This window comes from Chitinophaga jiangningensis (assembly GCF_900142605.1).
In the GTDB taxonomy this organism is placed as follows: Bacteria; Bacteroidota; Bacteroidia; order Chitinophagales; family Chitinophagaceae; genus Chitinophaga; species Chitinophaga jiangningensis.
Genome location: NZ_FRBL01000009.1, coordinates 356,106 through 369,309, shown reverse-complemented (window position 1 = coordinate 369,309; position 13,204 = coordinate 356,106). Strand labels below are relative to the sequence as shown.

Annotated in this window: 15 protein-coding genes; 5 read left to right on the top strand and 10 right to left on the bottom strand. The window is 48.9% G+C overall.

Features of this window, described 5'->3' with window-relative positions; translation table 11 throughout:
• Positions 1-2: 2 nt before the first annotated feature.
• The 7 genes from BUB18_RS23770 to BUB18_RS23740 all read right to left on the bottom strand — a co-directional run bounded on the left by BUB18_RS23770 (position 3) and on the right by BUB18_RS23740 (position 6,041).
• Positions 3-314 (bottom strand): DUF59 domain-containing protein, encoded by a 312-nt coding sequence (locus BUB18_RS23770; RefSeq protein ID WP_073085843.1) that lies wholly within the window; start codon positions 312-314, stop codon positions 3-5.
• Positions 315-316: 2 nt separating this feature from the next.
• Positions 317-739 (bottom strand): SufE family protein, encoded by a 423-nt coding sequence (locus tag BUB18_RS23765; protein WP_073085841.1) that lies wholly within the window; start codon positions 737-739, stop codon positions 317-319.
• A gap of 10 nt (positions 740-749) precedes the next feature.
• Positions 750-1,997, bottom strand: coding sequence for an aminotransferase class V-fold PLP-dependent enzyme (locus BUB18_RS23760; RefSeq protein ID WP_073085839.1), 1,248 nt, complete (start codon positions 1,995-1,997; stop codon positions 750-752).
• Positions 1,998-2,008: 11 nt separating this feature from the next.
• Complete coding sequence (gene sufD, locus BUB18_RS23755) at positions 2,009-3,316, bottom strand: Fe-S cluster assembly protein SufD (protein ID WP_073085837.1); 1,308 nt, start codon at positions 3,314-3,316, stop codon at positions 2,009-2,011.
• A gap of 53 nt (positions 3,317-3,369) precedes the next feature.
• Positions 3,370-4,134 (bottom strand): Fe-S cluster assembly ATPase SufC, encoded by a 765-nt coding sequence (sufC, locus tag BUB18_RS23750; protein ID WP_073085835.1) that lies wholly within the window; start codon positions 4,132-4,134, stop codon positions 3,370-3,372.
• Positions 4,135-4,212: 78 nt separating this feature from the next.
• Positions 4,213-5,658 (bottom strand): Fe-S cluster assembly protein SufB, encoded by a 1,446-nt coding sequence (gene sufB / locus BUB18_RS23745; RefSeq protein ID WP_073085832.1) that lies wholly within the window; start codon positions 5,656-5,658, stop codon positions 4,213-4,215.
• A 56-nt stretch (positions 5,659-5,714) separates the two neighbouring features.
• Positions 5,715-6,041: a HesB/IscA family protein gene (locus tag BUB18_RS23740; RefSeq protein ID WP_073085830.1), complete on the bottom strand. Its 327-nt coding sequence runs from the start codon at positions 6,039-6,041 to the stop codon at positions 5,715-5,717.
• A 250-nt stretch (positions 6,042-6,291) separates the two neighbouring features.
• On the opposite strand from BUB18_RS23740, the gene BUB18_RS23730 reads away from it, so the two are divergent.
• The gene (locus BUB18_RS23730) at positions 6,292-6,936 is read left to right on the top strand and encodes a helix-turn-helix transcriptional regulator (RefSeq protein ID WP_073085826.1); all 645 of its coding nucleotides are present in this window, start codon (positions 6,292-6,294) and stop codon (positions 6,934-6,936) included.
• Positions 6,937-7,008: 72 nt separating this feature from the next.
• Here the strand turns inward: BUB18_RS23730 and BUB18_RS23725 are convergent, their stop codons facing one another.
• The 3 genes from BUB18_RS23725 to BUB18_RS23715 all read right to left on the bottom strand — a co-directional run bounded on the left by BUB18_RS23725 (position 7,009) and on the right by BUB18_RS23715 (position 8,585).
• Positions 7,009-7,425: an EamA family transporter gene (locus tag BUB18_RS23725; RefSeq protein ID WP_073085824.1), complete on the bottom strand. Its 417-nt coding sequence runs from the start codon at positions 7,423-7,425 to the stop codon at positions 7,009-7,011.
• Positions 7,426-7,517: 92 nt separating this feature from the next.
• Positions 7,518-8,018 (bottom strand): GNAT family N-acetyltransferase, encoded by a 501-nt coding sequence (locus BUB18_RS23720; protein WP_073085822.1) that lies wholly within the window; start codon positions 8,016-8,018, stop codon positions 7,518-7,520.
• 18 nt (positions 8,019-8,036) lie between these two features.
• A complete protein-coding gene (locus BUB18_RS23715) occupies positions 8,037-8,585 on the bottom strand; it encodes a GNAT family N-acetyltransferase (protein ID WP_073085820.1) in 549 nt (182 codons plus the stop codon).
• 115 nt (positions 8,586-8,700) lie between these two features.
• Between BUB18_RS23715 and BUB18_RS23710 the strand changes: the two genes are divergently transcribed.
• The 4 genes from BUB18_RS23710 to BUB18_RS23695 all read left to right on the top strand — a co-directional run bounded on the left by BUB18_RS23710 (position 8,701) and on the right by BUB18_RS23695 (position 13,199).
• Positions 8,701-9,384: a response regulator transcription factor gene (locus BUB18_RS23710; RefSeq protein ID WP_073085818.1), complete on the top strand. Its 684-nt coding sequence runs from the start codon at positions 8,701-8,703 to the stop codon at positions 9,382-9,384.
• Position 9,385: 1 nt separating this feature from the next.
• Positions 9,386-10,753 carry a sensor histidine kinase gene (locus BUB18_RS23705; RefSeq protein WP_073085816.1) on the top strand — a complete coding sequence of 456 codons (1,368 nt, stop codon included), beginning with the start codon at positions 9,386-9,388 and terminating at the stop codon, positions 10,751-10,753.
• A gap of 64 nt (positions 10,754-10,817) precedes the next feature.
• Positions 10,818-12,095 (top strand): TolC family protein, encoded by a 1,278-nt coding sequence (locus tag BUB18_RS23700; RefSeq protein ID WP_083550673.1) that lies wholly within the window; start codon positions 10,818-10,820, stop codon positions 12,093-12,095.
• A 9-nt stretch (positions 12,096-12,104) separates the two neighbouring features.
• A complete protein-coding gene (locus BUB18_RS23695; protein ID WP_073085814.1) occupies positions 12,105-13,199 on the top strand; it encodes an efflux RND transporter periplasmic adaptor subunit in 1,095 nt (364 codons plus the stop codon).
• Positions 13,200-13,204: the final 5 nt, after the last annotated feature.

Genomic DNA, 13,204 nt, shown 5'->3' with positions numbered 1-13,204 from the left:
TTTTAGAGGAACCCCAGTTCCAGCTTTGCTTCTTCACTCATCATTTCCTTGGTCCATGGCGGATCAAAGGTGAGGTGCACATGTACATCCGTAACGGATTCCAGGTTGCGCACCTTTTCTTCCACTTCGCGGATGATATCTCCCGCCACAGGGCAACCGGGTGCGGTAAGTGTCATGTCGATGTTTACGGCGTTATCATCGTTGATCTTAATAGCATATACCAGTCCGAGTTCCCAGATATTCACCGGAATTTCCGGGTCATATACGGTACGGAGTTGTTCTTCGATCTGATCTCTTAAGGTTACTTCACTCATGACTAATTATTTTTAGCCTGGTAGGCTACGGAATAAAGTTTCATCTGTTTGAGCATACTCAGCAGGCCGTTGGAGCGGGTGGGAGAGAGATGGCTGCTCAAGCCGATGGCGTCTATAAAAAATATTTCTGCCTCAGCGATTTCTTTAGGTGTATGGCCGGAGAGTACGGAAATCATCAGGCTTACGAGGCCTTTGGTGATGACAGCATCTGAATCGGCCGAGAAAAAGAGCTTGCCGTCTTTGAGTTCGGTGTGCAGCCACACGCGGGACTGGCAGCCTTTGATCAGGTTATCGTCTGTTTTGAATTGCTCCGGAATGAGGGGCAGTTCTTTTCCAAGCTGGATAATATATTCATATTTATCCTCCCAGTTTTCCATAAAGGAAAAATCGTCTATTACCTCTTCCTGTTTTTCTTTAATCGTCATAATCCCCTGTTTACAGCAGCATAGCGCTGGCGCGTTTCACACCTGCCACCAGTTTATCAATTTCTTCCGTGGTGTTATAGAAGGAGAGGGATGCTCTCACGGTACCCGGAATATTAAAGCGGTTCATGAGTGGTTCGGTGCAATGGTGACCTGTGCGTACGGCTATTCCCTGGCGGTCGAGCAATTCGCCCATATCAAACGGGTGAATGTTGTGTACGAGGAAGGAGATGGCACCGCTTCTGTTGGCAGCGTCGCCGATAAAACGGATACCGTCTATCTGGCGGAGCTGTTCCATGGCGTAGGTCATCAGTTCTTCTTCGTATTGCTGAATGGCCGGAATACCGGTTTGCTGCAGGTATTCGATGGCTGCGCCCAGTCCGATGATGCCGGCGATATTCGGTGTGCCGGCTTCAAATTTATGGGGCAGTACATTGTACGTTGTTTTTTCGAAAGTAACGGTTTTGATCATTTCTCCACCGCCCTGGTAAGGGGGCAGTTTGTTCAGCCATTCTTCGGAGCCGTAGAGCACACCGGTGCCGGTAGGGCCGTAGATTTTATGGCCGGAGAACACGAGGAAATCCGGTTTGAGCGCCTGCACGTCGATCGTGATGTGCTGGATAGCCTGAGCGGCATCGATGAGCACAGGGATATTACGTGCATGCGCTGCGGTGATAATATCTTCCACCGGGTTTACGGTACCCAGCGTATTGGAGACGTAGGTGACGGATACAATTTTTACGGTATCATCGAGCATGGCTTCAAAGGCTTCCATGATCAGTTCACCCTTATCGTTGATAGGGATTACTTTGAGGGTGGCGCCATTGTCTTCACAGGCCATCTGCCAGGGAACGATGTTGGAATGGTGTTCCATAGCGGAGATGATGACGGTGTCGCCCGGTTGCAGGAAGCGGCGGCTGAAGCCACTGGCCACTAGGTTGATTCCGTCGGTGGTACCTTTTGTGAAGATGACCTGGCTGCTGTCGGGCGCATTGATATAGCCGGTTACGATGTTACGGGCTTTCTCGAATGCGTCTGTGGCTACCTGGCTCAGATGGTGTACCCCACGGTGCACATTGCTATTATATGTTTCGTAGTAACGTTCTAATGTGTCAATTACCACTTTTGGCTTTTGCGTGGTAGCTCCGTTATCGAAGTATACCAGCGGTTTGCCATGCACTTGTTGCTGCAGGATGGGGAAGTCCTTCCTGACGGCGGCAACATCGAGTGCAGCGGTTCCTATGTTAGCAATATGTTCCATGTTGTATCGTCTTAATTGTTCATGATAGCCTCGATCTGACCCTGGATGTATTCCTGTAAAGCAGGTACGGCGATTTCGTCGGTTACATCGTGGGTGAATGCGTTTACCAGCAGGGCTTTAGCTGCTTCTTCACCGATGGCGCGGGCGCGGAGGTAGAAGAGGGCATCTTCGCTGAACTGGCCGGCGGTAAAGCCGTGGCTGCATTTTACATCGTCGGCATAAATTTCCAGCTGTGGCTGGGAGTTGATGGTCGCTTTATCGCCCATCAGGATATTGTTATTCTGCTGGAAGGCGTTAGTTTTCTGTGCTTCCTGGTGCACATGGATTCTACCGGTGAATACCGCGTTGGCGTTTTCCAGCAATACACCTTTATAGTGTTCATTGCTGTTACAGTTAGGAACGAGGTGATTCATGAACGTGTAGTTGTCCACGTGTTGGTTACCAGTTGCCAGGTAGATGCCTTTCAGATTGGTTTCCGTGTTGCTGCCGTGCAATACTACGCTCAGGTTGTTACGGGTGAACGGGGTATTAGGCAGGGTGATGTTGAAGTGGTGGTAACGGCTGTCTCTTTCCTGTTGTGCAGCGGTGGTGTTTACCTGGCGGAAGTTTTCCGCGCCTTGCTGTACGTTATAGTGCCAGAGTTCAGCGTTGTCGGCCACTACTACTTCGGTTACGCAGTTGGAGAATGCTACCGCTTCCTGTTTAGGGTGTACGGTGGATTCGATCACGGTAGCCGTAGCGCCTTTTTGTAATACCCACAGGTGACGTGGCTGTACAAATGCGTGACGGTCGGACGTGTATACGTGAATGAGGTGAATAGGTTTATCGATGCTCACGTTTGCCTGCAGTTCGATGAAAAGTCCATCGGCAAAGAGGGCGGTATTGAGATTGGCGAGCGGTTCACCGTTCACCTGGGTATGTTGATTGAACCATTTAGCGAAGCCTGGGGCGTCGGTGCTGGCGCTCATGGCGCCGATGCGGATGCCTTTCCCTTCCGGAATGCTGGAGAGGTCTGCCTGCAGATGGCCGTTTACAAGTACGATACGGTAAGCATCCAGTCCGGGGATGTTGGCTTCGTTGGCCACATCGGCGGTGGTGGTAGCCGGTGTACTTGTTAATTCATATGGATACTCTTTCAGGAATCGCTGGATATTGGTAAAACGCCATGCTTCCGTTTTCAGGGTAGGGAGTCCTGTGGCGGAGAAGCGTTCTAATGCGCTGCGGCGGAGTTCCTGCAGGGAGTCCTGCGGAGCCGTCAGTGCATTTACGTCTTCCGTTAAAGCCTGGTAAAAAGGTATCATGATGGTATCGCTTGTCATTTTGCTAACGCTTTTTAATAAATTACGAGAGATGATGGGCTGTCGTAATTTGATTATACTGATTCTTTCTGGTGCTCTGCTTCTTTGAGCCAGTCGTAACCTTTTTCTTCCAGCTCCAGGGCCAGTTCTTTAGTACCGGTTTTGATGATGCGGCCGTTGTACAGCACGTGTACAAAATCAGGAACGATATATTCAAGCAGACGTTGATAGTGGGTAATTACTACGAATGATTTTTCGGCATCGCGCAGTTTGTTTACGCCGTTGGAAACGATGCGCAGGGCGTCGATATCCAGACCAGAGTCGGTTTCATCCAGGATAGCCAGAGAAGGATTCAGCATGGCCAGCTGGAATATTTCGTTACGTTTCTTTTCACCACCGGAGAATCCTTCGTTGAGGGAACGGTTCATCAGGTTGGTATTAAAATCCACCAGCTGTTGTTTTTCTTTAGTCAGCTTCAGGAATTCCTTTGCTTCCAAAGGAGGCAGTCCTTTATAGGTTCTTACCTCGTTTACTGCAGTTTTGAGGAAGTTGATGTTGGATACACCAGGGATTTCAACAGGATACTGGAAGGCCAGGAAAACACCTTCACGGGCGCGATCTTCCGGAGACATTTCCAGCAGATTTTTGCCATTGAACCAAACTTCACCTTCTGTAACAGTATAGTTGTCGCGGCCCGCCAGCACGGATGCCAGGGAGCTTTTACCGGAACCGTTAGGTCCCATAATAGCATGGATTTCCCCTTTCGGAATTTCCAGGTTAATGCCTTTCAGAATTTTTTTCCCTTCTACTTCTGCGTGCAGATTTTTAATCGTCAGCATGATTGTTTTATTGTGTTCTGTATGTTTAAATAGTTGTCAGTAATCAGTTACTGGTTAATTGCTGTAACCAATTCCCAACTATCCAACGCTTCCTTCGAGTGTGATAGATAAAAGTTTCTGTGCTTCTACGGCAAATTCCATAGGCAGCTGGTTCAGAACTTCTTTAACGTAACCGTTTACGATGAGTGCAACGGCTTTTTCGGTATCGATGCCACGTGCATTGAGGTAGAAGATCTGGTCTTCTCCGATTTTAGAAGTGGTGGCTTCGTGTTCGATCATGGCGGATTTATTCCTTGACTCGATATACGGGAAGGTATGAGATCCGCATTGGTTACCGATCAGCAGGGAGTCGCACTGGGTAAAGTTACGGGCGTTTTCTGCGCGTGGGCCAACAGATACCAGTCCGCGGTAGCTGTTATCGCCATGGCCGGCAGAGATACCTTTAGAGATGATGCGGCTTTTGGTGCCCTTACCGAGGTGGTGGATTTTTGTACCGGTATCAGCGATTTGTTTGTTACGAACCACTGCTACGGAGTAGAATTCACCTTCGGAGTAATCGCCCTGCAGGATCACGCTAGGATATTTCCAGGTGATGGCTGAACCGGTTTCTACCTGTGTCCAGGAGATTTTACTGTTTGCGCCTTTACAGATACCGCGTTTGGTTACGAAGTTGTAGATACCACCTTTACCGTCTTTATCACCAGGGTACCAGTTTTGAACGGTGGAGTATTTTACTTCGGCATTTTCCAGGGCTACGATTTCCACCACAGCGGCGTGCAGCTGGTTCTCATCGCGCATAGGAGCGGTACAGCCTTCCAGGTAGCTCACGTAGCTGTTATCGTCTGCCACGATGAGGGTACGTTCAAACTGGCCGGTATTCTGTGCGTTGATACGGAAGTAGGTGCTCAGTTCCATAGGGCAGCGAACGCCTTTGGGAATGTACACGAAAGAACCGTCAGAGAATACGGCGCTGTTGAGGGCCGCGAAAATATTATCAGAGTGTGGTACTACCGTACCGAGATATTTTTTAACGAGGTCAGGATATTCCTGTACCGCTTCACCGAAGGAGCAGAAAATCACACCCATTTCCTTCAGTTTACCCTTAAAGGTAGTAGCTACAGAAACGCTGTCGAATACGGCATCCACGGCTACACCGGTGAGTGCTTTCTGTTCGTTCAGCGGAATACCCAGTTTTTCGAATGTTGCCAGCAGTTCAGGATCTACTTCATCCAGACTATTCAGCTGTTTTTTCTTCTTAGGTGCTGCATAGTAGGAGAGTGCCTGCAGGTCTATTTCAGGGAGATCGAAGTGCTGCCAGGTAGGAAATTTAAGTTTTTTAAACGCCTGGTAGCCTTTCAGTCGCCATTCCAACAGCCACTCCGGCTCATTCTTTTTCGCCGAAATAAAACGGATGATATCTTCATTTAGCCCAGGAGGTGCTATATCCATTTCAATATCGGTGGTAAAGCCAAACTCATACTCCTTATTGGCTATATCATCTATTATTTCGTTACTATTCATCATACAATTTTGTGATTTTGAGTTGTGGGAATTTAGAAAATCGCTTTTCTAATCCTGGCCTATACTGCGAAGCTTTCGCCGCAGCTGCAGGTTCTGGTAGCATTCGGGTTGTTAAAGTACAATCCCTTGCCATTCAGCCCATCGGAATAATCCAGCTGGGTGCCGTAGAGATAGAGTAAGCTCTTCATCTGCACCACTACTTTTATGCCTTTATCTTCGAAAACCTGGTCCCCTTCTTCTTCTGTTGTTTCAAACTTCATGACGTATTCCAGGCCGGAGCATCCGCCACCCTTTACGCCTACACGAACAAAAGTACCTGGTGCATGATGTTCTTTTTCCATCAATGCTTTAATATATTCACCTGCTTTTTCTGAAACGGTTATCATAAATCAGCACTTTTTAAATAACTGAAGCCGGTTGCCCGGCCGAAATATTGTATACTTTTCTGTTCTGTTGCCCGGTATTTAAGATTGCAGTAGGCGGGCGAAATTTTATAAGGAATGCAAAATTACAACCTTTACCTGGAAAATTCAGCATTAAGCTGAGTTTCAGCCCCGTGTACCGCGGCAATTTTTCAAAAAACTTTTTTTTTGCTGACACAAAAATACGACATTTGATAATAAAACAAGTAATAACTTGGAAAAATATCCAACGCGAATCAGAAATGCTGCCGACAGGATCTTGACCCTGCTCAAGACCAAAGGACCGCTGCCAGCCTCAAAGCTGGCGGATGAGCTGGGTATTACCAGTGAGGGAGCTCGCCTCCACCTTGTTAAACTTCAGGAAGAAGGACTGGTACAGCCCGAAAGCATCTCCCGTGGGGTAGGTCGCCCGATACAGATCTGGAGCCTCACCGCCGTCGGCAATGCCCGCTTCCCGGACAGCCATACTGAGCTCACCCTGCAGCTGATCCAGACCATCAAAAACGTACTCGGCAAAGATGCTTTGGAAAGTGTAGTGTCCGCCAGAGAAAAAAATCAGCAGGAAAAATACCATGCCGCCCTCGATGGGGTAGCGGGCCTGGAAAACCGCCTGGATGCCTTCGCAGCCATCCGTAGTAAAGAAGGTTACCTGGCTGAATGGAAAAAAGAAGATGGTACTTACTATTTCATTGAAAATCACTGTCCTATATGTTGCGCGGCACAGGAGTGCGATAACATCTGCACCTCCGAAATGAATACCTTCGTTTCCATCGTAGGAAATGAAGTGGACGTCAGCAGACAGGAGCATATTATCAATGGCGCACGCAGATGCGTGTATAAAATTACTCCTACCATTTAATAGTCGACTTTGTTTATAACTTTAACAGGCGCAAGTGATTGCGTCTGTTTTTGTTTTAGGGAGATGTGGGGCTCACTTCCATATCAGCACCAGCGTCCCACAAATAATCAACCCTGCACCCAATGCCGTCTTCCACGTAATGCTCTCCTGTAAAAACACGGCCGCCAAAATGATCGTCAACGCTACACTCAGCTTATCCACCGGCGCTACCTGACTCACCTTACCCACCTGCAAGGCCTTGAAATAAAACAACCACGACATGCCCGTTGCCAATCCCGAAAGGATCAGAAATAACAACCCATGCCGGCTCAATCCGCCCGCCATCTTCCACTCACCCCGGAAAAAAACAATAGACCATACCAGCACCAGGATCACCAGCGTGCGGATACCGGTAGCCAGGTTAGAAGGAATATCCGATACCCCCACCTTCGCAAAGATGGCAGTAAGGGCCGCAAAGAGAGCGGAAAGCAAGGCATATATCCACCACATATGATGTATTTTTACTTTGTGATCCGGAGCGCAGCGTCCGGTTCCATTTCTTTTTCGACCCTGATTTTAAGCCTGCGTTTAATGAACGACGCCTACTTAATCTTGTACCCCAAAATCTTCAAACTCCTTTTCACCCCATCCAGCTCCGCAATATCAGGCAGATTGGCCCACTCGGTAAATCCCGTCTTCTCAAATAACTTAATGCTGGGGTAATTATGCGCAAAGATGAATCCCAGCAACGTTTCCACGCTGTATTTCGGAGCCACCATAATAGCATACTGTAATATCTCCCCGCCATATCCTTTACCCCTCGCTGACTCATCCAGGTAAATACTTACCTCCACAGTGCCGTTATATGCCGGCCGGCCGTAGAACGACTGAAAACTCATCCAGCCAATGTTTTGTCCGCCGGCATCATCAATCATCCACAAAGGCCGGCGCAACTCATCATGGGCGTAAAACCAGTTGTGGCGACTCTCCACCGTTACCGGCTCTGTATCCGCCGTTACCATCCGGCCCGCAATAGTAGTATTGTAAATAGCCACGATGCGTGGCAAATCATCGATTGTAGCGTGTCTGTAAGTTAAACTCATTATATTATCTCATAAGTGTTACCAGATGTATTCCCGCACATGATCGGCCTTCAGCAGGCTGTAAATCTCCGCGTCCACAAACGTCCCCTTCTCAAAAAAAGCATCGCGCAATAATCCTTCTTTTTGAAACCCTAACCTGCCCAATAACCGGGAAGATGGCGTGTTCAACGGATCTACGAATGCCTCGGTTCTGTTTAGCTCCATCTCCTGGAAGCCGAAGTCCAGCAAGGCTCCTACGGCCACCGTCATGATGCCCTTCCCCCAATATTCCGGCAACAAATCATAGCCGATCTCCGCTTTGAAATGAGGCTTATTCCATTTATGATAGCCACAGGTGCCCACTAGTTCCGTACCCAGCATAATGGCCATACGAAAACCTTCTTCTGCCTGCTGCAGTTCCCTGAAATAAGTAATGATCTGTGTGGCATCCGTGATATTGCGGAAAGATGCAATGTCCATGAACCGTGTCACTTCATCTTTGCTAAACAACCTGAAAAGGGCCGCCGCATCTTTATCTTTAAATGGCCGGAGCACCAGCTCCCCAACAGTGATTTCGGGTACATGCATAAAAATGTTATGCGTTTTTGGATGATGCGTAAAGCTAAGCATTTTAATCCCGCTTTAATAACGTTCTCTTCAACATTGACTAATTTCGTTGATCAACGGAACAATTGGCTTGCTTATGAAGATATTGGTTATAGAAGACGAAATAAAAGTAGGGGCCTTTATCAAAAGAGGACTGGAGGAACACCAGCATCAGGTGCAGGTAGCCACCGAAGGGCCGCAGGGGCAGCAACTCGCCCTCCGGGAAGATTATGACCTTATTCTCCTGGATGTGATGCTGCCCGGCATCAGCGGTATCCAGATCTGCCGGCACCTGCGCGGATCGGGCGTGCAAACGCCTATCCTGATGCTCACCGCCCTCAACGACACTACCGACATCGTCGATGGACTGAACGCAGGGGCAGATGACTATCTCTCCAAACCATTTCACTTCTCTGAACTGCTCGCCCGCGTAAATGCACTGGGTCGCCGCCACCAACAGTTCCGCAACGATGCCGCTGTACTGACACTGGCGGACCTGAGCCTCGACACCGGTACCAAAACTGCCCACCGCGAAGGCAAAGAAATTGTGCTCACCGCCAAGGAATACGCGTTGCTGGAACTCTTCCTGAAAAATCCGGCGAAAGTATTATCCCGCGCACTGATAGCCGAATCAGTATGGGGCCTGGAATTTGACACGGGTACCAATACCATCGATGTATACATCAACTACCTCCGCAATAAAATTGAAAAAGGATTCAGCGGCGATAAGCTGATCCATACGGTGGTAGGTATGGGCTATGTCATGAAAATAAAGAGCTGATATGAAAATCCGCCATCGCCTGTCGCTACAGTTTACCCTTATCAGCGGTATCATCCTCACCACCGTGTTTGTGATCATCTATCTGCTGTCCGCACGCTTTGTGCGCAACAACTTCTACAAACAACTGGAAGGCAGGGCCCTGCTCACGGCGGAAGTATACCTGGAAAAAGACGAGCTCACAAAAATGAAATTCCTGGAAATAGAAAAGAGCTACCAGCAAGGCATTCCGGGAGAATCCAGTAATATCTACGACAGCAACAACCACGCGGTGTTTATCGAACAGGCTAAGTACGACTGGCCCGCATCACTGCTGGATAATATCCGCAAGCACCAAACCTACCGCTTCAGCTTCCGCGATAAATACGGCCTCGGTATTTATTATCCGGACAACCAGGGCGATTTTGTGGTCATTGTTACTGCGCGCAACGCCGCTGGTGAACAGCAACTTAGCTACCTCCTCTGGAGCCTGGTGATTATGGGGCTGATTGCCCTCGCCGTTACGTATGGAATGAGTCAATGGTACGCCAGCAGAGCGCTGCGCCCCATCCAAAACATTAACCGCGAAGTAAAAAAGATCCGTGCTACCAGTTTGCACCAACGGGTACAGCGCGGTAGCAACAAAGACGAAATCGATGAGCTGGCCCTTCACTTCAATGAGCTGCTGGCACATATGGAAAACGCTTTTGAAATGCAGCGTTCCTTTGTATCCAACGCCTCGCACGAACTACGTACGCCACTCACCACCATCATCGGCGAAATCGAGGTGACCATGCAAAAACAACGCAGCGCAGCAGAATACCAGCAAACGCTGGAAACCCTCCTTGGCGAATCGGAAAAGCTCAAAGTCATTACCGATGGCCTGTTGCAACTCACCCGTGTGGATGCCGTTCCTGACGCTTCCCAGCTGGAACCTATCCGCCTCGATGAAATGCTGGAAGCCCTCCGTATCTCCTGGAGCCACCAGGCACCTGCGAATGAATTGATCGTAAAACTCCCTGCCAACACTACCCCCGAACAGCTTACCCTGCAGGGCAATCCGCAGCTGCTGGCAGTAGCCATCAATAACATTATTAAAAACGGATTTAAGTTTTCCGGCAATACACCGGTAACGGCTACACTGGAAATCACCAGCGAAGGGCTGCTGCTGTCCATTTCCGATAACGGTATCGGCATCCCGGAAGCAGAACAGGAACGTGTTTTTATGCCGTTGTACCGGGCGTCTAACGCACACGCCTACACGGGCTATGGCATAGGCCTGGCCATGACCCGCAAAATCCTCCAGCTCCACCAGGCGCGCATCACCGTTAGCAGCGTAGCCGGCCAGGGTACTACCTTTCACTGCTGGTTTTCAAATCTAACTTCGTTTTAATACGATTCTAACTACCCGCTAATAGCAGCGTTTCATCTTTGCCAGCAAGAAAAATTCTTGTTGTATGATGAACAGGTTATCTGTATTAGCATTACTTATCCTCTATGAAATTTTAACACCAGGTACCGCCACTGCACAGACGGATACCCTCCAGCTCACCCTGCCGGCAGCCACCACCATGCTGCTCAGGCAAAATATTCCGCTGCTGGCGCAACGCTACAATATTGATTCGGCAAAGGCGGCAGTTATAACGGCGCGACTATACGATAACCCGGAAGTTTCCTTTGAAAATGTGCTGTATAACCATACCACCGCCAAATGGTTCGATTTCGGTTACGAAGGGCAAAACACGCTGCAGGTGCAGCAGCTGATCAAGCTGGCGGGCAAGCGTAACAAGGAAATTCAGCTGGCACACAGCGGGGTGAAGCTGAGTGAATACCAGTTTTATGACCTGCTCCGCACCCTCCGCTTTGAACTGGCGGATAACTTTTATGATCTCTACTACAAACAGCAGTCCCTCCAAACCTATTCGGGTCAGATTGCTTTCCTCAAACAGGTAGTACGCGCTTTTGAGCAACAGCAACAGCTGGGGCATATTGCACCGAAAGAAATTATCAGGCTTAAATCGCTGCTGTACGACCTGCAGCACGACGAGCTTCAGCTGCGCCAGGACGTTCAGCAAACCCAGTCCGACCTGGCACTGCTGATCCGGGTACCGCCCACCGTTACCATTGTCCCTGCCGTGGAGGCAGGGCTGCAGCTGCCTCTGGCATCTGCCTATAGTTACCAGCTCTTGCTGGATACCGCTATGCAAAACCGCTACGACCTTAAAGCAGCCAACGAAAATGTGAACTATAATGAAATCAATTTGAGACTGCAAAAGGCTTTGGCCATTCCCGATATCCAGGTGGGTCTTTCGTACGATAAACAGGGCAACTTCGAACGTAACTATAACGGCCTCGGGGTAAGCATGCCACTGCCTTTCTTTAACCGTAACCAGGGCAACATACGCATGGCTCGGGCCACGCTGGAAGGCAGCAGGCTGGAGCTGCAGGGCCGGCAGGATCAACTGGCCCATGAAGTGATGAACAGCTTTCGGGAAGCTGTGCAAACGGAGCAGATGGCAGGGGATATAGACCCCGCTTTTGAGCAGGACTACAGCCGCATGATGGGAGAAATAGAGAAAAATTACCGCCAACATAACATCGGACTGCTGGAATTTATTGATCTCTACGATGCCTACCGCAGCAATGTGCTCAAGATGAATGCGCTTCGTTATAGTCGCCTCAGCGCCCTGGAAAAAATCAACTATACCACCGGCGCACAAATTTTCCATCCTTAAAACAATCGCATGCAAACGTTATTTAAAACCGCTCTGGTTATATATTTTCTCACTGCGCTATATGCCTGTGGAAACACGGTGGAGCCTATACGAAAACAATCCTGGGAGCTGAATGATTCCCTGCTTAAACGCCTGGAAGTAGATACCGCCGCGGTGACGCCCACTGCTCACCAGGTTTCACTTACCGGAAAAATTACTGCCAACGAAGATAAAATGGCGCAAATTTTCCCGATGGTCAGTGGTATTGTCACGAATGTGAAAGTCCATTCCGGCGATTATGTGCAGAAAGGACAAGTACTGGCGCTCATTAAAAGTCCTGAAATGGCCACCTATACTGCCGATCAAACGATCAGCGAAAAGGAAATGCTAACGGCAAAGAAAAATCTGGAAGTAGCGGAATCTTTTTATACGAGCGGGCTGAACTCACAACAGGAATACGAAACCGCGAAAAATGAATATGATAAAGCGGTGGCGGCCTGGCATAAATCATCCGCTATTGTGGATATCAATGGTGGTGCCCATCAGAGCACCTATGCCGTGAAAGCTCCTGTCCCTGGCTTTGTGATCATCAAACGGGCAGCTGAAAATATGCAATGGAGGCCGGATAACAGCGATCCTATTTTTGTAGTGGCGGACCTGCATAATGTTTGGGCCATCATCAATATTTTCGAATCCGATATTGCGGGTATTCGTGAGGGTGATAAAGTGGAGATGAGCACCCTGTCGTATCCCGATAAAACTTTCAGCGGGAAAATTGAGAAAATCTATAACGTGCTGGACCCCGAAAATAAAGTCATGAAAGCCCGTGTAGTGATCGATAATCCGGGTTACCTCCTGAAGCCTGAAATGTTTGTAAGCATTAAAACACAGCGGCATTCCGATACCAGCAGCATCAGCATTCCCAGCAGGGGTATCATCTTCGATAAAGACAAATATTTTGTACTGGTACTTACCGATAAAAAGCCGGGGGTAGCCATCCGGGAAATTAAGGTGGCCAGCACGGTGGAAGGTCGCGCGCAGGTGACTGCGGGCCTGGTGGCAGGTGATAAAATCATCGCATCTCGACAGGTATTTATTTATGAAACCCTGCAGGACCTGCAATAAACCGC

What these genes read in the sequence shown, in the direction of transcription:
- BUB18_RS23770 (WP_073085843.1), bottom strand. Translation starts at nt 314, where the DNA reads ATGAGTGAAGTAACCTTAAGAGATCAGATCGAAGAACAACTCCGTACC.
- BUB18_RS23765 (WP_073085841.1), bottom strand. Translation starts at nt 739, where the DNA reads ATGACGATTAAAGAAAAACAGGAAGAGGTAATAGACGATTTTTCCTTT.
- BUB18_RS23760 (WP_073085839.1), bottom strand. Translation starts at nt 1,997, where the DNA reads ATGGAACATATTGCTAACATAGGAACCGCTGCACTCGATGTTGCCGCC.
- sufD (WP_073085837.1), bottom strand. Translation starts at nt 3,316, where the DNA reads ATGACAAGCGATACCATCATGATACCTTTTTACCAGGCTTTAACGGAA.
- sufC (WP_073085835.1), bottom strand. Translation starts at nt 4,134, where the DNA reads ATGCTGACGATTAAAAATCTGCACGCAGAAGTAGAAGGGAAAAAAATT.
- sufB (WP_073085832.1), bottom strand. Translation starts at nt 5,658, where the DNA reads ATGATGAATAGTAACGAAATAATAGATGATATAGCCAATAAGGAGTAT.
- BUB18_RS23740 (WP_073085830.1), bottom strand. Translation starts at nt 6,041, where the DNA reads ATGATAACCGTTTCAGAAAAAGCAGGTGAATATATTAAAGCATTGATG.
- BUB18_RS23725 (WP_073085824.1), bottom strand. Translation starts at nt 7,425, where the DNA reads ATGTGGTGGATATATGCCTTGCTTTCCGCTCTCTTTGCGGCCCTTACT.
- BUB18_RS23720 (WP_073085822.1), bottom strand. Translation starts at nt 8,018, where the DNA reads ATGAGTTTAACTTACAGACACGCTACAATCGATGATTTGCCACGCATC.
- BUB18_RS23715 (WP_073085820.1), bottom strand. Translation starts at nt 8,585, where the DNA reads ATGCATGTACCCGAAATCACTGTTGGGGAGCTGGTGCTCCGGCCATTT.
- BUB18_RS23710 (WP_073085818.1), top strand. Translation starts at nt 8,701, where the DNA reads ATGAAGATATTGGTTATAGAAGACGAAATAAAAGTAGGGGCCTTTATC.
- BUB18_RS23705 (WP_073085816.1), top strand. Translation starts at nt 9,386, where the DNA reads ATGAAAATCCGCCATCGCCTGTCGCTACAGTTTACCCTTATCAGCGGT.
- BUB18_RS23700 (WP_083550673.1), top strand. Translation starts at nt 10,818, where the DNA reads ATGATGAACAGGTTATCTGTATTAGCATTACTTATCCTCTATGAAATT.
- BUB18_RS23695 (WP_073085814.1), top strand. Translation starts at nt 12,105, where the DNA reads ATGCAAACGTTATTTAAAACCGCTCTGGTTATATATTTTCTCACTGCG.